Annotated in this window: 24 protein-coding genes; 11 read left to right on the plus strand and 13 right to left on the minus strand. The window is 62.8% G+C overall.

The features are described from left to right. Positions 1-60 precede the first annotated feature (60 nt). Positions 61-858: an acyl-CoA thioesterase II gene (locus FB481_RS20415; protein WP_093504363.1), complete on the plus strand. Its 798-nt coding sequence runs from the start codon at positions 61-63 to the stop codon at positions 856-858. Here the strand turns inward: FB481_RS20415 and FB481_RS20420 are convergent. The 3 genes from FB481_RS20420 to FB481_RS20430 form a co-directional block, all read right to left on the minus strand. Beyond that, the gene (locus FB481_RS20420; protein ID WP_093504365.1) at positions 834-1,052 is read right to left on the minus strand and encodes a hypothetical protein; all 219 of its coding nucleotides are present in this window, start codon (positions 1,050-1,052) and stop codon (positions 834-836) included. The genes FB481_RS20415 and FB481_RS20420 overlap by 25 nt on opposite strands. A gap of 115 nt (positions 1,053-1,167) precedes the next feature. Then, positions 1,168-2,652, minus strand: coding sequence for a methyl-accepting chemotaxis protein (locus tag FB481_RS20425; RefSeq protein ID WP_093504367.1), 1,485 nt, complete (start codon positions 2,650-2,652; stop codon positions 1,168-1,170). A 139-nt stretch (positions 2,653-2,791) separates the two neighbouring features. Beyond that, on the minus strand, positions 2,792-3,637 hold the full coding sequence (locus tag FB481_RS20430) for a TatD family hydrolase (RefSeq protein WP_147177559.1): 846 nt from the start codon (positions 3,635-3,637) through the stop codon (positions 2,792-2,794). A gap of 203 nt (positions 3,638-3,840) precedes the next feature. On the opposite strand from FB481_RS20430, the gene FB481_RS20435 reads away from it, so the two are divergent. From FB481_RS20435 to FB481_RS20445, 3 genes are all read left to right on the plus strand, one after another. Then, positions 3,841-5,250 (plus strand): transglycosylase SLT domain-containing protein, encoded by a 1,410-nt coding sequence (locus tag FB481_RS20435; protein WP_093504369.1) that lies wholly within the window; start codon positions 3,841-3,843, stop codon positions 5,248-5,250. Positions 5,251-5,352: 102 nt separating this feature from the next. Then, positions 5,353-5,787, plus strand: coding sequence for a DoxX family protein (locus FB481_RS20440; RefSeq protein WP_093504371.1), 435 nt, complete (start codon positions 5,353-5,355; stop codon positions 5,785-5,787). Between the two features lie 216 nt (positions 5,788-6,003). Continuing rightward, a complete protein-coding gene (locus FB481_RS20445) occupies positions 6,004-6,303 on the plus strand; it encodes a hypothetical protein (protein ID WP_013791653.1) in 300 nt (99 codons plus the stop codon). Positions 6,304-6,310: 7 nt separating this feature from the next. Here FB481_RS20445 and greB read toward each other — a convergent pair whose 3' ends face one another. Genes greB through FB481_RS20460 form a run of 3 tightly spaced genes read right to left on the minus strand, consistent with a single transcriptional unit; the run spans position 6,311 to position 10,029 of the window. After that, on the minus strand, positions 6,311-6,808 hold the full coding sequence (greB, locus tag FB481_RS20450) for a transcription elongation factor GreB (protein WP_147177560.1): 498 nt from the start codon (positions 6,806-6,808) through the stop codon (positions 6,311-6,313). A gap of 33 nt (positions 6,809-6,841) precedes the next feature. Further along, positions 6,842-9,346, minus strand: coding sequence for an ABC transporter permease (locus FB481_RS20455; RefSeq protein WP_147177561.1), 2,505 nt, complete (start codon positions 9,344-9,346; stop codon positions 6,842-6,844). Next, a complete protein-coding gene (locus FB481_RS20460; protein WP_093505088.1) occupies positions 9,346-10,029 on the minus strand; it encodes an ABC transporter ATP-binding protein in 684 nt (227 codons plus the stop codon). The genes FB481_RS20455 and FB481_RS20460 overlap by 1 nt, the downstream gene beginning before the upstream one ends. 10 nt (positions 10,030-10,039) lie before the next feature. Here FB481_RS20460 and FB481_RS20465 point away from each other — a divergent pair, with 10 nt between their 5' ends. From FB481_RS20465 to FB481_RS20475, 3 genes are read left to right on the plus strand one after another with little or no spacing between them, the layout of a single operon-like run. Next, entirely contained in the window at positions 10,040-10,645 is a 606-nt protein-coding gene (locus FB481_RS20465; RefSeq protein ID WP_093504377.1) for an arylesterase, read from the plus strand. Between the two features lie 58 nt (positions 10,646-10,703). Next, positions 10,704-10,985, plus strand: a complete 282-nt coding sequence (locus tag FB481_RS20470) for a hypothetical protein (protein ID WP_013791648.1) — start codon at positions 10,704-10,706, stop codon at positions 10,983-10,985. 59 nt (positions 10,986-11,044) lie between these two features. Continuing rightward, complete coding sequence (locus FB481_RS20475) at positions 11,045-11,998, plus strand: L,D-transpeptidase family protein (RefSeq protein WP_093505090.1); 954 nt, start codon at positions 11,045-11,047, stop codon at positions 11,996-11,998. A 100-nt stretch (positions 11,999-12,098) separates the two neighbouring features. Here the strand turns inward: FB481_RS20475 and oprI are convergent, their stop codons facing one another. Further along, the gene (gene oprI / locus FB481_RS20480; protein WP_013791646.1) at positions 12,099-12,350 is read right to left on the minus strand and encodes an outer membrane lipoprotei OprI; all 252 of its coding nucleotides are present in this window, start codon (positions 12,348-12,350) and stop codon (positions 12,099-12,101) included. 354 nt (positions 12,351-12,704) lie between these two features. Here oprI and FB481_RS20485 point away from each other — a divergent pair, with 354 nt between their 5' ends. Further along, complete coding sequence (locus FB481_RS20485) at positions 12,705-12,986, plus strand: GNAT family N-acetyltransferase (protein ID WP_013791645.1); 282 nt, start codon at positions 12,705-12,707, stop codon at positions 12,984-12,986. Between the two features lie 59 nt (positions 12,987-13,045). On the opposite strand, the gene FB481_RS20490 is transcribed toward FB481_RS20485, so the two are convergent. Then, entirely contained in the window at positions 13,046-14,122 is a 1,077-nt protein-coding gene (locus FB481_RS20490; protein WP_147177639.1) for a 3-deoxy-7-phosphoheptulonate synthase, read from the minus strand. A gap of 133 nt (positions 14,123-14,255) precedes the next feature. Further along, on the minus strand, positions 14,256-14,672 hold the full coding sequence (locus FB481_RS20495) for a PilZ domain-containing protein (RefSeq protein ID WP_147177562.1): 417 nt from the start codon (positions 14,670-14,672) through the stop codon (positions 14,256-14,258). On the opposite strand from FB481_RS20495, the gene FB481_RS20500 reads away from it, so the two are divergent. From FB481_RS20500 to cysB, 3 genes are all read left to right on the plus strand, one after another. Further along, positions 14,671-15,057 (plus strand): co-chaperone YbbN, encoded by a 387-nt coding sequence (locus FB481_RS20500; protein WP_147177563.1) that lies wholly within the window; start codon positions 14,671-14,673, stop codon positions 15,055-15,057. The genes FB481_RS20495 and FB481_RS20500 overlap by 2 nt on opposite strands. A gap of 112 nt (positions 15,058-15,169) precedes the next feature. Beyond that, complete coding sequence (locus FB481_RS20505) at positions 15,170-15,667, plus strand: universal stress protein (protein ID WP_093504385.1); 498 nt, start codon at positions 15,170-15,172, stop codon at positions 15,665-15,667. Positions 15,668-15,773: 106 nt separating this feature from the next. Beyond that, positions 15,774-16,748, plus strand: a complete 975-nt coding sequence (gene cysB, locus FB481_RS20510) for an HTH-type transcriptional regulator CysB (protein WP_147177564.1) — start codon at positions 15,774-15,776, stop codon at positions 16,746-16,748. A gap of 57 nt (positions 16,749-16,805) precedes the next feature. On the opposite strand, the gene FB481_RS20515 is transcribed toward cysB, so the two are convergent. From FB481_RS20515 to FB481_RS20530, 4 genes are all read right to left on the minus strand, one after another. Next, a complete protein-coding gene (locus tag FB481_RS20515) occupies positions 16,806-17,426 on the minus strand; it encodes a phosphoadenosine phosphosulfate reductase family protein (protein WP_147177565.1) in 621 nt (206 codons plus the stop codon). Positions 17,427-17,532: 106 nt separating this feature from the next. Next, positions 17,533-18,519, minus strand: a complete 987-nt coding sequence (locus tag FB481_RS20520) for an alpha-L-glutamate ligase-like protein (RefSeq protein WP_093504389.1) — start codon at positions 18,517-18,519, stop codon at positions 17,533-17,535. Positions 18,520-18,523: 4 nt separating this feature from the next. Further along, positions 18,524-20,050 carry an inactive transglutaminase family protein gene (locus tag FB481_RS20525; RefSeq protein WP_093504391.1) on the minus strand — a complete coding sequence of 509 codons (1,527 nt, stop codon included), beginning with the start codon at positions 20,048-20,050 and terminating at the stop codon, positions 18,524-18,526. 5 nt (positions 20,051-20,055) lie between these two features. After that, positions 20,056-20,586 (minus strand): ATP-dependent zinc protease, encoded by a 531-nt coding sequence (locus FB481_RS20530; RefSeq protein ID WP_013791636.1) that lies wholly within the window; start codon positions 20,584-20,586, stop codon positions 20,056-20,058. Positions 20,587-20,819: the final 233 nt, after the last annotated feature.

Below are 20,819 nucleotides of genomic sequence, written 5' to 3' on the forward strand. Positions count from 1 at the left end.
AGAGGCTCGCGGTAGTGCCGCCAGTCTCTTACCATCGGCTGAACGGCAAACGAGGTGAGCATGGATTTCGTCGATTTAATGGAGCAGGTTCAGCGCTCGCCAGAGGCGCTGACGATTGGCCCGGATTGGGCCCAGGGGCGTACGACTTTCGGTGGCCTGATGGCGGCGCTGGTGTATGCGGTTATGCGCAGCAAGGTGCCTGCCGACAGGCTGCCACGCTCGCTGGCGATCACCTTCGTGGCGCCGGCCACGCCGGGCGTGGCAGTGAGCTTCGAGGCTGAGGTGCTGCGCTCCGGTTCGGCGGTGAGCCAGGTGCTGGGGCGCGCCGTGCAGAACGGCGAGGTGGTCACCCTGATTCAGGGCAGCTTCGGAACACCGCGCCAGTCTTCGGTCAGCGTGCAGGCGTTGCCTGCGCCGGTGATCAAGGCGCCCGAACAGAGTCAGGGGTTTCCATACATCGCGAAGGTCACGCCGGAATTCACCCGGCACCTGGAGATGCGCTGGGGCCTGGGTGGTATGCCGTTCAGTGGCAATCCTTCTCGAGAGATGGGCGGCTGGGTACGTTTTCGCGATCAGGCGCCGAGCCAGATGCTCGACGAGGCGCACCTGCTGGCACTGGTCGATGCCTGGCCGCCGGCCGTGCTGTCGCTACTCAGCAAGCCGGCGCCTGGCAGTTCGCTCACCTGGACCATCGAGTTCATCCAGCCGCTGAGTTCGGTCACCGTTGATCAGTGGTGCCTCTATCGCGCCGAGATCGAACAGGCCAGCGATGGCTACGGGCACATAGCGGCGGAGCTGTGGAGCGCGGACGGCCACTTGCTGGCCATCAGCCGTCAGACGGTAACGGTTTTCGCCTGATCGCTGGCCAGCAGCGCCTGGCGCGCCAGAGTGTAGGCAGCGATGGCGCCGAGGCCGGATAGCGCCAGGGACAGGGCGCCAGCGCCACTGCCCGCCAGCACCAGTGAGACCAGCAGCAGCGGCAGGGCAATGGCGAGCATCGGCATGTCCAGCGATTCGGTTTGGCGGGCGAGTGTAGCGGCTTGGGTATTCATGGTCTGTCTCCTGCATCAGATGGAGTCAGTCTATGGCGCGGCCCGTGAGGTCGCGAATTGATCCGCGCTATACGGCAGATAGGCTTTCTACTATCTGCCGAGCGATCCTCCGTATTCAGGTTTTGAGCTGGCGTATGGCCCGCGACAGTTCGCCAGCCAGCTCCGCCAACTGGCTGCTGGTGGTGGCCGACTGCAGGGTCTGCTCGACGGTCTGCTCGGTAACGTCGCGGATACCGATCACCGAACGTGTCATTTCCTCGGCAACCTGGCTCTGTTGCTCGGCTGCAACGGCGATTTGCGTGTTGCTTTCGCGCATTTGCGCCACCGCGCCGGTGATCGCTTCCAGCGCGTCGCCGGCTTCATGGGCGGCGCGTACGCAGTCGTCGGCCTTGAGCGAACTCTCCTGCATGAACGCCACCGCATCGCGGGTGCCGATCTGCAGTGTGCCGATCATGCCGGTGATTTCGTTGGTGGAGTCCTGCACCCGCTTGGCCAGGTTGCGCACCTCATCTGCCACGACGGCGAAGCCGCGGCCCATTTCACCGGCCCGCGCCGCTTCGATGGCCGCATTGAGCGCCAGCAGGTTGGTCTGTTCGGCAATGCCGTGGATGACGCCGACCATGCTGCCGATCTTCTGGCTGTCGGCGGCCACCTGTTCGATCAGGTTCGCAGTCTGCCGCACACCGCTGGATAGCCCGGTAATGGCGTCCACCACGCCGGTGACCACGCTCTGGCCAACTCCGGCGAGCTGGTCGGCGGTCTGCGACTGGTCGCGGGTGGTGGCGGCGTGTTCGGCGATATGGTGCACGGTGGTCGACATCTCGTTGATCGCCGTGGCCGCCTGATCGGTTTCACTTTGCTGGCCGAGCATGCCCTGACGCACTGCCTGCATACCTTGCGCCAGCCGAGCGGTGCCTTCGTCGAGCTGTGAGGCGGCCTGGATCACCGCGCCGACCACCCGCTGGTAGCCGTCCTGCATGGCGTTGAAGGCGCCAGCCATCTGTCCGACCTCGTCGCGGCTTTGCAGCGGTACACGAGCAGACAGGTCGCCGCTCTTCTCGACGTGCAGCATCACGTCCTTGAGGGTATTGAGGTGGGTAAGCAGAAAACGGATCAGCAACTGTGAGGCGGCCAGCAGGGCAAGCATCAGCACGGCCACCGCCAGGGCGTAATGGCCGGCGCGCTCGGCGAACACCTGGGCCAGGCTGCGCCCGCTGGCCAGCACGGCGATGCGCTGCTCGGCGCCGCGCTCGATGACTTGCGCGCCAAGTAGCGGGTCGCTGCCAAACAGGGTGTCATGTTCCAAGGCCACCCAGCCGCGAGCGGCTTTTAACGGCGTCGCATCAACGCCGTCGGGCAGTTTCGGTGCTTCACCAGTTTTGAAGGTAAGCAAACCTGCGGTCGCGGGGATTGGTTGGTCAACCGGCCAGGCAGCCAACAGTTGCGCCTGCTGCTGAGCATTGGCACGGGCGGCCTGGGTAAAGGTGTCCTGCTCCTGAAGCATGGCGAACAGCACCAGCAGCAGGGTGGTGATGAAGGCGACGGCATTGACCGCCCAGAACTTGTGTTTCAGGGAGATATCGCGGATCCAGACGGGCATGTTTTTTTGCTCTCGACATGAATGAATTGCTGGCAAGGCGCCATTATTCTTTCATGGGCAAATCAACCATCCCTTGATATGGGTCAAGAGCAGCCGGTCTATGGGCTGTTCCAACCGCCGTAATGACGGCGCAAGCCGATCAGCGGTAATCCCAGTCGCTTGATTGCTCGTCGCTCGGCTCGGCGATTGCCGGCAGGCCGAAGAACGCGCGGGCGCAGGCCGTGGTGTGCCTGGCCACTTCGTCCTGGGATTCATTGCGATGTAGCGCCACCTCGCGTAGCACCTCGGGCAGAAACGCCGGCTCATTGCGACCACCCTTGGGTTTCGGGCGCAGGCTGCGGGGTAGCAGGTAGGGCGCGTCGCTTTCCAGCATCAGGCGGCCGGCGGGAATTTCCTTCACTAGCGGGTGCAGGTGTGCTCCACGGCGCTCGTCACAGATCCAGCCGGTGATGCCGATATGCAGATCCAGATCCAGATAGTCAAATAGCGCACGCTGCTCGCCCGTAAAGCAGTGCACCACGGCGGCCGGCAGGCGGTCGCGGTAGTCGCGTAGAATCTGTACGAAGCGCGGGTGGGCGTCGCGCTCATGGAGAAATACTGGCATCTGCAGGTCGGCAGCCAGGCTCAGTTGCTCTTCCAGAGCCTTTTCCTGCAGCGGGCGGGGTGAGAAGTCGCGATTGAAATCCAGACCGCATTCGCCCACGGCCCGGACCTGAGGCTCGGCGAGCAGGGCGCGCAGGCGTTTGCTGTCGTCGCTGTTCCAGTGCCTGGCATCATGGGGATGCACGCCGGCGGTGCTGAAGAGCCGATCACCGTGCTCGTCCAACTTCAGGCACAGGCTCAGCGCATGGTCGCTTTCGGCCAGGCTGGTGCCCGTCAACACCAGTTGGCAGACGCCGGCACCGAAGGCGCGTTCGAGCACGGCGACGTGCTGATCGTCGAAGCTTGCGTGAGTCAGATTGACGCCGATGTCGATGAGTTGCATGGTGTGACCCTGTGAAACGAGAGGGCGCAGCATAGCAGAGCTTTTTATCTTCAATAAAAAGCTAACAATTACAAAAACTTGTGGTCGATTCGTGAAGTTGAAAATAGCCTTTGGTGCTGACTTTGCAGCTTCTCCCGCGTTAGCACCGGTTTCCCGAATCATCGCCCCTGGCGGCCAGCCAGTTTTTCGCTATCGGAGCATCGATATTGCGCGTCCTTCTTGTTCTTTGCCTGTTGCTCTCGCTGCCGCTGCCGGCAGTGGCGCGCATCGCCGGCCCGCTGGAGGTCACCAGCCCGGCTGCGCAGCGGGATCTGCCAGGCATCCGCAAGAGCGGCGAGCTGCGCGTGCTGGTCAACCAGAGCCGCAATAGCTCCGGCGAGGTGAAAGGGCAGAGCATCGGTGTCGAGTATCAGCGCCTGCGCGCGCTGGAGCAGTACCTCAATCGCAATGCCCGTGACGGGCGCACCCTGCGCCTGAAGCTGATTCCCAAAGCCAAGGATCAGCTGCTCGCGGCCCTGCAGCGCGGCGAGGGCGATCTGGTTGCACCCGGCGAGCTACTCAGCGGCAAGGGAAGCAACGTACTGGCCAGCGAAGCGATACGTCGCGATGTGCCGGTGGTGATCGTGGCGCGCCAGGGCAACCGCCGCTATCAGCGGCTCGAGCAGCTATCCGGCCGCAGCCTGTCGCTGCCGGTTGGCAGCGTCGCCAAGGACGCCCTGCACGACATCAACCTCAAGCTCGCCGAGCGCAAGCTGCCGCCCATCCTGGTCGAGTGGGTGGACCCGACTCTCGCGGTGGAGGACGTGCTGGAAATGGTCCAGGCCGGCATTTTCGATTTCACCGCCGCGGAGCTGCCGATTGCCGAGCGCTGGGCCAAGGTGATGCCCAAGCTGCGTGTTGATCGCCATCTGGTGCTCGATGATCAGGGCGACATGCGCTGGTACATGCGCCGCGACGCGTCAATGCTCAGTGCCAGCGTCGATCGCTTTCTGGAAGGTTACCGGGCGCCCGATGATCAGGACACCGCCTTCCAGCGCGTCTACCGGCGTCTTTACAAAGTGCATTCGCCCATGGGCCGCGCCGAGCGTCAGCGCCTGGAACGGGTGCGACCTGTTTTGCAGCGTTACGCCGAGCAGCATGATTTCGACTGGCTCGCGCTGGCGGCGCTGGCCTTCAAGGAATCGACTCTCAACCCCACGGCCCGCGGTAGCAGCGGCGCCACCGGCCTGATGCAGATCACCCCCGCCGCGGCGCGCAGCGTGGGTATCAGCGACATCTCACTCATCGAGAACAACGTTCAGGCCAGTGCCAAGTACCTGGCCAAGATTCGCCGTGGCTTCTTCAACAGTCCGCGGCTCAACGAGCGCGAGCGCATGGCCTTTGTGCTGGCCGGCTACAACCTCGGGCCGCAGCGCGTGCAGAGCCTGCGCGCCGAGGCGCGGCGGCGCGGTCTAAACCCGGATCAATGGTTCTTTCAGGTCGAGCGTGTGGCCATGGAGGAGCTGGGCATGGGCGTGGTCAGCTACGTCAACGCGGTGAACAAGTATTACCTGGCTTACGCGCGTGAGCGTTATTCGCTGGAGCCTGCGCAAAAGGTGAGTGTTCGAAACTAATCCAATAAATAGATCTGTTATAGCGGTTTTATCCGCTATCCATATTTGATTGTTGAATTAATATGCCGCCATCTCACTCACCTAGCACAGGATCGCCCCACCATGAACGCCTTTATCAAATCCCTGGCAACCACCCGCGCCGGCTTCGGTCTCACTGTCCTGCGCGTGCTGGTCGGCATCACCTTTATGGCCCATGGCTCGCAGAAGTTGTTCGGCTGGTTCGGTGGCTACGGCCTGGCGGGCGTCGCCCAGTGGATGGAGAGCATCGGCCTGGCGCCGGGTTACCTGATGGCCCTGATGGCCGGGAGCGCCGAGTTCTTCGGTGGCCTGGCGCTGGTCATCGGCCTGCTGGTGCGCCCGGCGTCGGCGGTGCTGGCGTTCACCATGCTGGTGGCGATCTTCTCGGTGCATATCGGCAATGGCTTCTTCATGGCCAATAATGGCTACGAGTTCGCTCTGGCGCTGCTGGCTGCCACGCTGGCCCTGCTGATCGAGGGCGCCGGGCGTCTGTCGCTGGACAAGCGCATCGCCGGTTGATCACCGCGCCATTCAAGAAAGCCCGCTGATGCGGGCTTTTCTGCTTGTTGACAGGCTCAGCGGCAAGTCTCTAGGATTACCACTTGCGCCGATTTAGACAGCTACTTGCGGGGCGCCTCAGGGATTCTTCATCGAGTCCTGAAATTCCGCTAAAGCGCTGGTTCGGTGTTGCCTCCACCGCTGCCCAGCGGGATTTGCGAGGCGGAGACAAACACCATGAGCTGCTCCCAGGCTGCACACATTCGTATCCTTCCCATCACTACCCGACTGGTTCGCCGCAACCCGCGCATTCTCTTGGGTGGCGTTCATCAGCCGACGCTGCTGCGCTATCTGGATGGCTGGCCCGCACGCCGCGAAGGCCAGCGTGCCTTTCTCGTGCAGTTCGCTGAAGAGGGCGAGTCGCTGCAGCGCTTCGCCGATAACAGCTTCGACTTCGCCGTGCTGCAACGACCGAGTGCCGAGGCGCTGGGCCAGTTGACGCGCATCGCTCGGCAGGGGCTGATTACGCTGCGCTGAACCTGGCTTACGGATAGTCGATGGCGACGATGTACCAGTACTTGTCGCCGGTCGGCGTCTGCACCCGCACTTCGGCGTCCAGACCCTTGCCGACCAGGGCGCGGGCCAGGGGCGAGTCGATGCTGATCAGGTTCTGTTTGAGGTCGAGCTCGTCGGGGCCGACGATACGGTAGCGCGCTTCAACGCCATCTTCGTCTTCCACCGTGACCCAGGCGCCGAAGTACACCTTGTCCGGGTCACTGGGGCGGCTGTCCACCACCTTGAGCTTTTCCAGCCGTCTGGTCAGAAAGCGCACGCGGCTGTCGATCTCGCGCAGCATTTTCTTGCCGTAGGTGTACTCCGCGTTCTCCGAGCGATCACCCTGGGCCGCCGCCTCACTGACCGAGCGGGTCACCTCTGGCCGGCGCACGTGCCAGAGCTCGTGCAGTTCGGCGCGCAGGCGCGCCTCGCCTTGTGGGGTGATCAGGGGTGTTCCTGCAGCGCGGGGAGGGCGGTATCGGCTCATGCTCGGCTCTGAGTGTGGCGGATGCGCAGTTTATCAACCCTCGCGCAGAACGGTGAGCGGGCTGGCGTTGAGCGCGCGGCGCGTGCCGAGTACACCGGCGAGGCCGACCAGCAGCGCACCGATCAGTGGCAGCAGCAGCAGCCAGGGGTGCGGTTGCCAGGCTATCTGGAACGCGTAGCGATAGATCATAAAGCTCACCAGCTCGCAGCCCAGGGCGGCCAGCAGGCCACTGGCTGCGCCGAGCAGGCCGAATTCGGCACGCCTGGCCTGCACCAGCAACCGGCGTTCGGCGCCCAGGGCGCGCAGCAGTGCGCCCTGGCGGATGCGCTCGTCCAGCGTCGATTGCAGGCCGGCGAAAAGCACCGCAAGGCCTGCCGCCAGCACGAATAGCAACACGAACTCGATGGCGATGGTGACCTGGGCGAGGATGCTGCGCAGCTGGTTGAGGATCGCCTCGACCTGCAGCAGCGATACCGACGGGAAGGCCCGCGACAGGTCCACCAGTTGCTGCTCGTGCTGCGGTGGCAGGTAGAAGCTGGTCAGGTAGGTCACCGGCAGGTCCTTGAGGGTGCCGGGCTCGAAGATCATGAAGAAGTTGGGCTGGAAGTTGTTCCAGTCCACCGTGCGCAGGTTGGTCACCAGGGCGTTACGATCGACGCCGCCGACGTTGAAGGTCAGGCGGTCGCCGAGCTTGATGTGCAGGCTCTGCGCCAGTTCGTCTTCTACAGACACACCGGGCAGCTCGCGTGGCTGGTCGTCTGTCCACCACTGGCCGGCCGTCAGGGTGTTGCCGTCCGGGAGATCGGCGCTCCAGGTCAGGCTCAGGTCGCGGCGCACTGCACGCTCGCCACGCGAGTCCTCGGTGACGTACTGGCGAACCGGCTCGCCATTGACCTGGGTAAGGCGCCCCGGCACCACGGGATAAAGCGGCGCGGGATGGGGAGAAAGCTGCGCCAAGCGCTCGGCGAAGGCATCGCGGTCGGCTGGCAGGATGTTGAGAGCGAAATGATTGGGTGCGTCGGCCGGCAGCTGCTCCTGCCAGTTGTCCAGCAGTTCGCCGCGTAGCAGAGCAATCAGTGCCATCGCCAGGAGGATCAGGCCGAACGCCAGGGCTTGCCCGGCGGCGGCAAGGGGGCGACGCAGCAACTGGCCAAGGCCCAGGCGCCACGGCAGCGCGGCACGTGCCAGCAGGCGCCGCAGGCTCTGCAGGCCCAGTAGCATCAGACCGCCCAGCAGCAGGGCAGTGACCAACCCGCCGCCGAGCAGGGCGAGCGTCAACGTCAGATCCAGGCTCAGGCGCCACATGATCAGCCCCAGGGCGAGCAACGCGGTGCCGTAGACCAGCCAGGAGCTGGCCGGCACCGGCAGCATGTCGCGGCGCAGCACGCGCAGTGGAGGCACGCGGCCCAGCGCAGCCAGCGGCGGCAGGGCGAAGCCGGCCAGGGCTACCAAGCCGGTGGCGATACCAGCCAGTGCCGGGGTTATGCCGCCGGCGGGAATTTGTGCCGGCAGTAGGCCTTGTAGCAGGTGGAACAGGGTCTGCTGGGCGAGCCAGCCAAGCAGGGCGCCGGCGAGGCTGGCGACTAAACCCAGGATCGCCAGTTGCAGGCCGAACAGGCTCAATGCTTGACGACGTGATAGACCCAGGCAGCGCAGTAGGGCGCTGGCGTCGAAGCGGCGGCTGGCAAAGCGCGCGGCCGACAGGGCGACTGCCACGCCGGCCAGCAGCACGGCCGCCAGGCTGGCCAGGTTCAGATAACGCTCGGCGCGATCCAGCGCGCCGCCAACGCGGCGGCTGCCATCGCGGGCGTCATCGAAGCGCTGGTTGGCGGCCAGTCCGGGTTCAGTAGCCTGCCGATAGCTGGTCAGAGCATCGCTCGGCCCGTTCCATTGCTCGATATAGCGCACTCGACTGCCCGGCTGCACTACACGGGTGGCCGGCAGGTCGTCGAGGTGCATCAGCACGTGGGGCGTCAGGCTGTAGAAGTCGCCGGCTTCATCCGGTAGGTAGGTCAGCACCCGGGTGAGGCGCAGCTTCTTGGCGCCGACTTCGATTTCGTCGCCCACCTTCAGATTCAGTGCCACCAAAAGGCGCGATTCGGCCCATACTTCGCCAGGCCCGGGGCCAGCGCTGACGGTCTCCTCGCCATAGGGGGCGGCAGCGCTCTTCAACTCACCGCGCAGCGGGTAGCCGTTGCCGGCGGCCTTGACGCTGGCCAGCTGGATGCCGGCGTCGCTGGCGATCACGCTGGAGAACTCGACCACCTGGGCGTGCTGCAGACCACGCCCGGTGCCGGCCTTGATCTGCTCGGGTTCGGCCGGGGCGCTACCTCTGAGAATCAGGTCGGCGCCCAGAAACTCGGTGGCGCGCAGGCTCATGCCTTCATTCAGTCGCGCGCCGAAATAGCCGATGGCGGTGCTGGAGGCCACGGCGATCAATAGTGCGAAGAACAGCACGCGCAATTCGCCCGAGCGCGCATCGCGCAGCAACTGGCGGCCCGCCAGTGACAGCAGGCTTGCAAAGGACAGGTTGCGCATCAGGCGTTCACCGCTGCCACCAGGTGGCCGGCCTCCAGGCGGATGACGCGCTGGCAGCGCGCGGCCAGGCGTTCGTCGTGGGTGACCAGTACCAGAGTGGCGCCGCGCTCATGGTTGAGCTCGAAGAGCAGATCACTGATGCGCTCGCCAGTGTGGGTGTCCAGGTTGCCGGTCGGCTCGTCGGCGAACAGCACGTCGGGATCGGCGGCAAAGGCCCGGGCGATGGCGACGCGTTGCTGCTCGCCACCGGAGAGCTGGCGCGGCGTATGGCTCAGGCGCCCGCCCAGGCCGACGCGTTCGAGCAGTTCGGTAGCACGCTGGCGGGCATCGCTGCGACCTTCAAGCTCCAGTGGCAGCATGACGTTCTCCAGCGCATTGAGGCTGTCGAGCAGCTGGAAGGACTGAAACACGAACCCGACGTGCTCGGCGCGGACCCGGGCGCGGGCGTCTTCATCCAGGCTGCCCAGGTCATTGCCGGCCAGCAGGATGCGTCCGGTGCTGGGCAGGTCGAGGCCGGCCAGCAAGCCGAGTAGGGTGGACTTGCCGGATCCCGAGCTGCCGACGATGGCCAGGCTGCCGCCTTTTTCCAGTTCCAGTGACAGGTCGTGCAGGATGGTCAACTCGCCTTCCGCGCTGGAAACCACTTTGTTAAGGTTCTGCGCAGACAGAATGCTTGAGCTCATGAGGAATCCGATGCGTGCGATAGTGAAGGGGGCCATGCTCGGCCTGCTGCTGATAGGGCAGATGGCGCAGGCGGGGACCATATTGGTCGTCGGCGATAGTATCAGCGCCGCTTTTGGCATGGATACCCAGCAGGGCTGGGTTCATCTGCTCGACGAGCGCATGCGCCAGGAGGGCTTCGAGCATCAGGTGGTGAATGCGTCGATCAGCGGCGACACCAGCGCTGGCGGCGCGGCACGGCTGCCGGCGCTGCTCGCCGAGCACAAGCCGCAACTGGTGGTTGTCGAGCTGGGTGGCAACGATGGGCTGCGCGGTTTGCCACCGAGCCAATTGCAACAGAATCTTGCCTCGATGATCGATGCCTCCCGCAATGCTGGTGCCAAGGTGCTGCTGCTGGGCATGCGCATTCCGCCCAATTATGGCGAGCGCTACACCACCGGCTTCGCCAAGGTTTACGACGATCTTGCTGCCGAGAAAAAGGTGCCGCTGGTGCCCTTTCTTCTCGAGGGGGTCGGCGGCGTTGCCAACCTGATGCAGGACGACGGCGTACATCCCGCTGTGGCGGCCCAGCCGCAGCTGCTGGAGAATGTCTGGCCGACCCTCAAGCCATTGCTGTAACGGGCTTTTCCACTGACGGTGTTTCCGCTAATGTGGCGCCCCCGCTCTGGAGCCCCCAATGTTGCGACCCGTCTGGTCCCTGTATGCCTACCAACTGATCGAGCCGGACGAACAGCTGGACCTGTTCGCCTGCCGTGAAGTGAAGGTGCACCTGGTCGCTCGTCAGCTGGAACTTGGCGGGTACGCTGATCGCACTCTGTGCGGCGGCCTGCTGCCCGCGCAGCCGCTATGGCGCGACCTGGAAAGGCCGATGTTGCAGGACCGTCGTCTGTGCCGCGCCTGCCTGGCCACGCTCGAGGCTCAGCGCCGTGGTGATCGGCCCGCGTGGCCGGGGCGCTGATCGGCGCCAAGGTATACAATCACCTCCCATATCCCCTTACCACCTCGAAGGTTTTCTGCATGTCGCCGCGCGTTTCAGCTGTTGCCCGCTGTGTGTCGTTGTGTGCCGTCTTTGTGGCCGGCTCCGCTGCCGCACTTGAATTGCCCCTGCCGCCTCCTGGTGAGGATATCGTCGGCGAGATCAAGGTGATCAAGGCGCGCTACGAGGACACCTTCGCCGACATAGGCACAGCCAACGATCTGGGCTATCTGGAGATGGTCGCCGCCAACCCGGGCGTCGATGCCTGGCTGCCGGGTGAGGGCACCGATATCGTGCTGCCGACGCGCTATATCCTGCCTTCGGGCCCTCGCGAAGGCATCGTGATCAACCTGGCCGAGTACCGGCTGTACTACTTCCCGAAGGGGCAGAACGTCGTTTACACCTATCCGCTGGGGATCGGTCGTGAAGGCTGGAGCTCGCCGGTAACCCAGGCGCGCATCACCGCCAAGACGCCGAACCCGGCCTGGTACCCTCCGCAGTCGATTCGCGAGGAGCATGCCGCCGATGGCGATCCGCTGCCGAGCGTCGTTCCGCCAGGCCCGGACAATCCGCTGGGGCCCTTCAAGATGTCGCTGTCGGTACCGGGTTACCTGATCCATGGCTCGAACAAGAAGTTCGGCATCGGTATGCGCGTGAGCCATGGTTGTTTCCGCATGCTCAACAACAATGTGCTTGAGCTGGCCGACATGGTGCCGGTGGGCACGTCGGTACGTATCGTCAATGAGCCGTACAAGTTCGGTGTGAGCGGCGGCAAGGTTTATCTGGAAGCGCATACGCCGCTGGGCGAGGAGAATGAGCCGGCCGTGGATCATCACACCGAGGTAGTCAATGCGCTGATCCGCCGTAGCGACCTGAGCGCCGATACCCTGGACTGGGATGTGGTGCGCGAAGTGGTGGCGGCCCACGATGGCCTGCCGGTGGAAATCGCTTCGCCGCGCGAGACGGTCATTCAGGCGCAATCGCCAAGTCTCTGATGATCAGTTGCACGGGCGCTTGCGAGAGCGCCTGTACAACCTTTCAGGCAGACATAAAAAAGCCGGCTTAAGAGCCGGCTTTTTTATTGCCCGGGGGCTATTACTTGCGGCTGGCTTTTTCCAGCATACGCAGAGCACGCTCGTTGGCTTCGTCAGCAGTTTGCTGAGCCTTCTGAGCAGCTGCCAGAGCTTCGTCAGCCTTGCGGTAGGCTTCGTCAGCGCGAGCTTGAGCGCGAGCTGCTGCGTCTTCGGTAGCAGTCAGGCGAGCTTCGGTTTCTTTGGTGACGCTGCTGCAACCGGTAGCCAGAACTGCGGCCAGAGCCAGAGCAGAGAATTTCAGAACGTTGTTCATCGTGTTCCCCTTAGGGTCAGTTTTTTGCTTATTGAAGCCCTTTCCCGAACCTGGAAAATGGCCGGCGTACATACTACCTGTAACTTTTAGTAAGTAAACGGACGACAGGCAAGGGTTCCGCATTTTTTTCACTGAAATTAGTACGCTAGCGGCAAAAGCTGTACAAAATTCGATCATGTATGCGGCCATTTGACAGGATTTTCACCTAGCGACCGGCAAGATTGCTTGCAATGTTGAAAGCTCAGGATTTTGCCTTGCCCTTTGCCGCTTACAGTGGCTTTATATCCTATTGTTACCGGATGTACGCAGGCCCTGCCGGGGATGTCGTGTCTGGCCCAGCCGAGAGGAGCAGTAATGAGCGAACCACTGTCCATTCATCATGACCTAGCCGGTCACCAGTTCGAGACCACAGTGGATGGGGATCGCGCTTACCTTTCTTATATGGATCTGGGCAAGCAGACCCTGGATATCTACCGTACCTTCGTGCCCAATTCGCTGCGTGGTCGCGGCATCGCCGCCGCCCTGACCAAAACGGCGCTGGAGTATGCCGACAGCATGGGCTACACGGTGATTGCTTCGTGCTCCTATGTGGAGCGCTACATGGAGCGCAGCGAAGGCTCGCCCGATCAGGACTGAGCCAAGCACTAGATACGAAAACGCCGAGCATCTGCTCGGCGTTTTTCATGGTGGCGGTCTTAGCCGCGCAGGCGCTTGGGCAGTACGTCCTTGAGCTTGGCATGCATGCCGCGCAGGGTTTTCTCGGTGCTTTCCCAATCGATGCAGGCGTCGGTGATCGAGACGCCGTACTTGAGCTGCGAGAGATCCTTGGGAATCGCCTGGCTGCCCCAGCCCAGGTGGCTTTCGACCATCAGGCCGACGATCGACTGATTGCCTTCCAGGATCTGGTTGGCGACGTTGTCCATGACCAAGGGTTGCAACGCCGGATCCTTATTGGAGTTGGCGTGGCTGCAGTCGACCATGATGTTTGGCTTGATCGACGCCTTCTTTAGTTCCTGTTCGCAGATGGCCACGCTCACCGAGTCGTAGTTCGGCTTGCCGTTGCCGCCGCGCAGTACTACGTGCCCGTAGGCATTGCCCTTGGTGGTGACGATGGAGACGCCGCCTTGCTGGTTGATACCCAGGAAACGGTGCGGGCTGGAAACCGACTGCAGGGCGTTGATCGCGACGGTTAGGCCGCCATCGGTACCGTTCTTGAAGCCGACTGCCGAAGACAGACCCGAGGCCATTTCCCGGTGTGTCTGGGATTCGGTGGTGCGCGCGCCGATGGCTGACCAGCTGATCAGATCCTGCAGGTACTGCGGGGAAATCGGATCCAGGGCTTCGGTGGCGGTGGGCAGGCCCATTTCGGCGAGGTCCAGCAGCAACTTGCGGCCGATGTGCAGGCCATCCTGGATTTTGAAGGAGTCGTCCAGGTACGGGTCGTTGATCAGGCCTTTCCAGCCGACGGTAGTGCGCGGCTTTTCGAAGTACACGCGCATGACCAGATACAACGTGTCGGACACTTCCTCGGCGAGCACTTTCAGGCGCTCAGCGTATTCGTGGGCAGCCTTGATGTCGTGAATGGAGCAGGGGCCGACCACGACGAACAGGCGGTGATCCTTGCCATCGAGAATGTCGCGTACCACTTGCCGGCCGGCTGAAACGGTGCGCTGGGCAAGCTCGGTCAGCGGAATCTCGAGCTTGATCTGCTCGGGGGTGATCAGGGTTTCGTTGGAGGCGACGTTCAGGTCGTTAATCGGTAAATCAGCTATCGTGCTTTTCATCGGGTGTGTCATCGGGTCACGGGAGCCGGCCGCCAGCGATCCCCGTGCAGCGGGCACAGCAGTATGGGCACAGTGGGGAAGCCGAACCTTAGCGCGTTAGCGCCGGTCGAGACAATGGAATTTAGGGATTGGCGGGCTTGAAGACAGTCAGGCGCTGCTCGCGCCATTCCTCGGCGATCAGCTCCAGGGGCAGTGCCTGACCAGCCTGTTGTTCGCGATGGCGACGATACTGTTCGAGGTGGCAGACTTCCTCGACCATATGCGCGCGCAGCTCCGGTGCGTGTTCGCTGAAAGCCACGCCGAGCAGATAATTGTTTGTTTGCTTTGTGCACCAGGCCACCTCACCGGGGTAGGCTGCCTTGTCGCCCAGCAAGGGAATGTGCAGCGTGATCGGCGTGCCCAGGGCAAGCGGGTGGCTTGAATGGCAGGCCGCACCGCCCAGGCTGATATTATCCAAACGTTGGCTAGCGCTGGGCGAGTGGCGACGTAGCCTCAACTCCACCGGCAAATTGCTGCTATGACGAAGAAAGCGACGCATGAACGGGCACTCCGATTGCCGGCAATATGATATTGCCCTGCCGAGTATAGCTACACAACTGGAATTGACCGATTTCGATGCCGATCGGCAATTACTCGATCTCTCAGGCACCTCATTGGTGATATTTACCAGCCGGGGCTGCGCTGCCTGCCTTTACGCGCGCCAGCAACTGCCACGCCTGAGGTTGCCGGTCGAGCGGCTCGTATGGATCGATGCTCAGGAGAATTTCGGCCTGGTGCAGCGCTACGAGGTTTTCCAGTTACCGGCGCTGTTCCTGGTACAGAACGGCGAGTTTTTCGGGGCGCTGCACACCAGCCTTACGCCTGCCGATCTACGCCAGGCATTGACCGAGGCGCTTGCCAGAGCACCCGAAGAACTACCTTGAGTGCCGTTGCGCTGGTCGCTTTACGCCAGCTCCCGCGTTTTCCGGTGGCTTTGCCAAGGCGCTGCTAAGCTCTAGCCACAGGCCCCGCCGTACCGGCAGTCGAGGAGGCCGCATGATCCGTTCGATTCTCTACGCCACCGATCTTGGTCTGTATGCGCCCTATGTGCTGCAACACGCGCTGGCATTGGCGCGCAGTTTCAAGGCGCGCCTGCATGTCGTACACGTCGTGGAGCCCATGGGTTTGTTCGCCGAGTCCGTGCTGCAGACCTACGTCGATGAAGCCCGTCTCAAGGAACTGCGCAGCACGGGCTTGGAGACCGTGATGAGCAATATCGAATTGCGCGTGCTCGAGGGCTTTCGTGACGAGCTGGGTGACAGCCAGGACGATCTCGAACTGATCGGCTCGGTCAGCGTCCTGCGTGGCGATCCGCCGATTTCCATTCTCGAGCACGCCCAGAAACTCGCCGTGGATTTGCTGGTCGTAGGCAGTCATAGCCATGGCGCTGCGCTCGAGGTGCCGATGGGCCGCACGGCTGCCAGGCTGCTGCAGTTATGCGATGTGCCGGTTTACCTGGTGCCCATGCTGCAGCATCGATCTCGCCACGAGTAAGCGGCTCGACCCAGATAAAAAATCTATATATACCGCCTTTACCATTAATATGGTTATATAGCTGATCGACGATCAGGCGGCGGCCTATCCGCTTTGAGGGATTTATATGAAGCTTCAGCAACTGCGCTACATCTGGGAAGTCGCGCACCATGACCTCAACGTTTCCGCCACGGCGCAGAGCCTGTATACCTCGCAGCCGGGGATCAGCAAGCAGATCCGCCTGCTCGAAGACGAGCTCGGCGTCGAAGTCTTCGCCCGCAGCGGCAAGCACCTGACCCGCGTCACGCCGGCCGGCGAGCGCATCATCACTACCGCAGGGGAAATCCTGCGCAAGGTCGAGAGCATCAAGCAGATCGCCCAGGAGTTCTCCAACGAGAAGAAGGGCACGCTGTCCATCGCCACCACGCACACCCAGGCGCGCTACGCATTGCCGCCGGTGATAAGTAGCTTCATCAAGCAGTACCCGGAAGTTGCTCTGCACATGCACCAGGGCACGCCGACGCAGATCGCTGAAATGGCCGCTGACGGCACCGTCGATTTCGCCATCGCCACCGAAGGTCTGGAACTCTACAACGACCTGGTGATGATGCCGTGCTACCGCTGGAACCGCTGCGTGATCGTTCCCCAGGGCCATCCGCTGAGCAAACTGCCGAAGTTGACCCTCGAGGCCTTGGCTGAGCACGAGATCGTCACCTACACCTTCGGCTTCACCGGTCGCTCCAAACTCGATGAAGCCTTCAGTCATCGCGGGCTGACGCCAAAGGTGGTGTTCACCGCCGTCGATGCCGACGTGATCAAGACCTATGTGCGCCTAGGCCTGGGTGTCGGTATCGTGGCCGGTATGGCGGTCGACCCGAAGCTAGATCCGGACCTGGTGGTGCTTGATGCCAGCGAGCTGTTCGAATCCAGCGTCACGCGCATCGGTTTCCGCCGTGGCACCTTCCTGCGCGGTTTCATGTGTGATTTCATCGAGACCTTCGCTCCTCACCTGACCCGCTACATGCTGGCCAAGGCCGTGCAGTGCCACAACAAGGTCGAGCTCGAAGAGCTGTTCAAGGACGTCAAGCTACCGCTGCACTGATCGCTGCGGCAGAAACGAAAAAATGGCGCCAAGAGGCGCCATTTTTTCGTCCCGAGATCAGTGGCTCAGGTGCAGGCCGCACTCGCGGTTGTCTTCGCCCTTGGTCGGGTCGAAGTAATCGAAGTTGTTCGGCAGACCGTTGGCGGTCAGGTAATGGTACAGATCCTTGGAGGACCAGTGCAGCAGCGGGGCGACCTTGATCAGGCCGTCCGGGTTGATGCTCACCGGCTGCATCTGCGCGCGTACCGCCGTGTCGGTGGCGCGCAGTGCGGTGAACCAGACGCTCGGCGCCGTCTCGCGCAGGGCGCGGGCGAAGGGCTCGAGCTTCACTTCCTCGGTGAATGCGGCGTGACGTGGGTCGTCCAGCGCCGGCGTAGGGCCGTCGATGGCTTCGCGGTGCGCGCGGCTGCGTTTGGGCAGGTAGGTGATCAGGTTGAGGTTCAGTTGCTTGGTGACCTCATCGGCGAACTGGTAGGTCGCCTCTGTGTTGTAGCCGCTGTCCATCCACACGATCGGGATATCGGCTCTAGCCTGGCTGACCATGTGCAGGATCACCGCTTCGAACGGACGGAAGTTGGTGGTGCAGATCGCCGGTTTGCCCAGGCCGATTGCCCACTCGATCAGCTTTTGCGGCTGATTGGCGAATTCGGCGTTGAGTCTGTCCAGATCGAGATCCATTGCGGGCTCCGAGGCATGTGGGTGAGAAGGGCGATGGTAACAAATCCGTGCGGCCGCCGGGCGGGCCGGGCAAGTCCGCTGCCGAGACCGGCAGCGGGTAACGCGATCAGATTTCGGCAGGTGGGATGTGGCCGAACAGTTCCTGGGAGAAGCGGGTGCGCTCCTCGGCGTTCTCTTGGATGCCCTTGGCGGCCAATTCTTCAAGACGCGCTTCCACGGCGTGGGCACGGTGGGTCAGACCACAGTCATTGGCGATCTGGATGTTCAGGCCGGGGCGGGCGTTGAGTTCGAGAATCAGCGGGCCCTTGTCCTGGTCCAGCACCATGTCGACGCCGATGTAGCCCAGGCCGCACAGCTCATAGCAGCCGGCTGCAAGCTTCATGAAGCCATCCCAGTTGGGCAACTGCACGCCGTCCACCGCGTTGGTGGTGTCCGGATGCTTGCTAATCTTGTTGTTCAGCCAGGTACCGCGCAGGGTCACGCCGGTGGCCAGGTCCACGCCGACGCCGATGGCGCCCTGGTGCAGGTTGGCCTTGCCGCCGGACTGGCGGGTCGGCAGGCGCAGCATGGCCATCACCGGGTAGCCCATCAGCACGATGATGCGGATGTCCGGCACGCCTTCGTAGCTGATGCTCTTGAAGATGCTGTCCGGCGTTACCCGGTATTCGATCAGCGCGCGGTCGCGGTGGCCGCCAAGCGAGTAGAGGCCCGAGAGAATGCTGGAGATCTGCTGCTCGATTTCCGAGTGGCTGACGATCTTGCCCGATACCGTCTTGAAGCGATCCTCGAAGCGGTCGGCGATCACCAGGATGCCGTCGCCGCCGGCGCCCTGAGCCGGCTTGACGACGAAGTCGCTGCGCTCACCGATGATCTTGTCGAGGTTGTCGATCTCCTTTTCCGTGGAGATCACCCCGTACATTTCCGGCACATGGATGCCGGCTTCGATGGCCCGTTCCTTGGTGATGATCTTGTCATCGACGATCGGATACAGGTGGCGTTTGTTGTACTTGAGCACGTAGTCCGCGTTGCGGCGGTTGATGCCCATGATGCCCTTGGCCTCAAGGGCTTTCCAAGTCTTGATCAGGCCGAACATGGTCTTAGTCCTTCAGGAAGGCTTTGAAGCGGAACAGTTCGGTCAGGCGATAGCCGCGGTAGCGCCCCATCGCCAGCATGAAGCCCACCAGGATCAGCAGGATCGCCGGGAAGGTGAACACGAAGTACACCAGCTCCGGTACGGTCATCAGCAGATGCGCGACGGTAGCGGCGAACAGCGTGCCGAGAGCAACCTTGAAGGCATGGCTGCCGCCGCGCTCTTCCCAGGTGATCGACAGGCGCTCGATGGTCATGGTCAGAATCACCATCGGGAACAGGGCGACCGACAGGCCGCGTTCCAGGCCCAGCTTGTGGCTGAACAGGCTGATGGTGGCGATCAGCACCACCACGAAGGTCAGAACCACCGACAGGCGCGGCAGCATCTGCAGCTTCAGGTGTTCCAGGTAGGAGCGCAGTGACAGGCCCAGCGCGGTGATCACCGTGAACAGGAAGATCCCGAAGCCCAGCTGGGTCTCGCGGAAAGCCAGGGCGATCAGCACCGGGGTGAAGGTACCCAGGGTCTGCAGGCCGCCGAGGTTGCGCAGGATCAGGATCACCAGCACGCCGATGGGGATCATCACCATGATCATGAAGGTCTGCTGGGTCTGCAGCGGCAGGCCGTACAGCGAGTACTCGAGGAAGTCGGCGTCGGTATTTTCGTCGGTCAGCTGAGCGAGGCGAATAGCGTTCATCTCGCTGTTGTTGAGCGTGAAGGTGGTGGTGGCCTGACGGCCGCCATCGAGGGTGATCAGCGGCTCGTCACCGGTCCACCAGACCAAGCGATCGGCCGGCAGGCCCTGCTCGCCGGTTTCCGGGTTGAAGTACAGCCAGCGGTCGCCGTTGAAGCTGCGCAGCCACAGTTCCGGGCTCTGCTGGATGTCCGCCGCCAGGCGAATGGTGTGTACGCGCTCCATCGGCACGTGTGCGATGGACAGCAGCAGCTCCACGGCCTGGGCTTTTTTGGTGGTCGAGGCATCGCCGCCGAGCAGCAACTTGGCGTTGTCGTCGTTGGTGTTGTTGACGCGCTTGATGGTCTCGCTGATGAAGGTCTCGACATCCGCCGAGTGCTGGCGGATCGGCGCCAGCAGCGCCTCGGCGGCAATCTTCTCGGGGCCTTCGACCGGGATGCTGTCACGGAAGATTGGGCCCTTGGGCTTGGCCTGCTCGCCGCTGTAGCGCTTGGTCAGAACCAGGCGGTAGTACAAGGTCTGCTTGCCGTTGGCTCGGCGTGCCGACCAGGTCACCTTGCGGTTGCCATCAGCACGGTTGACGCTCACGCCATAGTTGTTGGAGATGAAGCTCTCATTAAGGCTGACATAGTCCTGGTTCAGCGGCGGTACGAACATCTGCAGTTTGATCGGGTCGCGGCCGTTGGCCTGGAATTCGACCCGGGTGTCGATGTTCCAGAGGTCGTCGGTTTCGTCACTGCTGACCGGAATGCCGAGAATGAAAATCTGATAGGCCGTAATCAGAACGCCCAGGGTCACCAGCACGGTGATCAGGATTTTCAGATGCAGGGTAAGAGAGCGCATGGGGATTACTCGCCGGATTTCGCGTTGGAGCAGTCAGGCTTGCCTGCTGCGTATTTTAGGCTTGGGTCGACCAGGGCATCGAAGCGCTTGAGCGCGTCGGAGCCGATCAAAAGCGGGTATTGGAAGGCGCTTCGATCGGTAAGGTTCACTTCGATCTGGCGCTTGACGTTACCCATGCACACGTCCAGTTCGATGACCGGGCGTGCGGTGTAGGTCTTCTCGTCGTCCTCGTCGATGTCACCGGCGCGGCGCTTGATCTTGCTGATGCGTGCCAGCGGACGCTCGATGGGGTGCGCGTGGGCGTCATCGATCGCCAGGTAAAAACGCACCCAGCGTTCGCCGTCACGCTTGAAGCGTTCGATATCGCGGGCGCTTAGGGAGGCGGTCTGGGCGCCGGTGTCGAGTTTGGCGGCCACTTGCACGTCGAGGTCGAGGCTGACGTATTCGTTCAGACCGTAGATGGTCTTGTCCGCGGCGATGGCCTGGCAGGACAGCGCCAGCAGGCAGGGCAGGGTAGTCAGGAAATGAAGTCTCATGGGTCCTTGAGTCGATGAAGCGATGGGACGATCCATGCGCCATTGAAGACGGCCCCAGGCGCCAGTGCAGCAGCGGCCCTTGGGCGAAATGAGGCGAAGTCTAGCATGGCCGGCGAGCGTGCTGACAATGGCGTGTGCAGCGCACCCAGGGCTGTCTGCCGCTGCTGATACCTTGCCGCATGTGATTGTTTGCTAAGTCTTTCGGCTGCCGTATGGCGTTTGAGCGTTAGCGG

This window comes from Pseudomonas sp. AG1028 (assembly GCF_007993955.1).
Taxonomy (GTDB): domain Bacteria; phylum Pseudomonadota; class Gammaproteobacteria; order Pseudomonadales; family Pseudomonadaceae; genus Aquipseudomonas; species Aquipseudomonas straminea.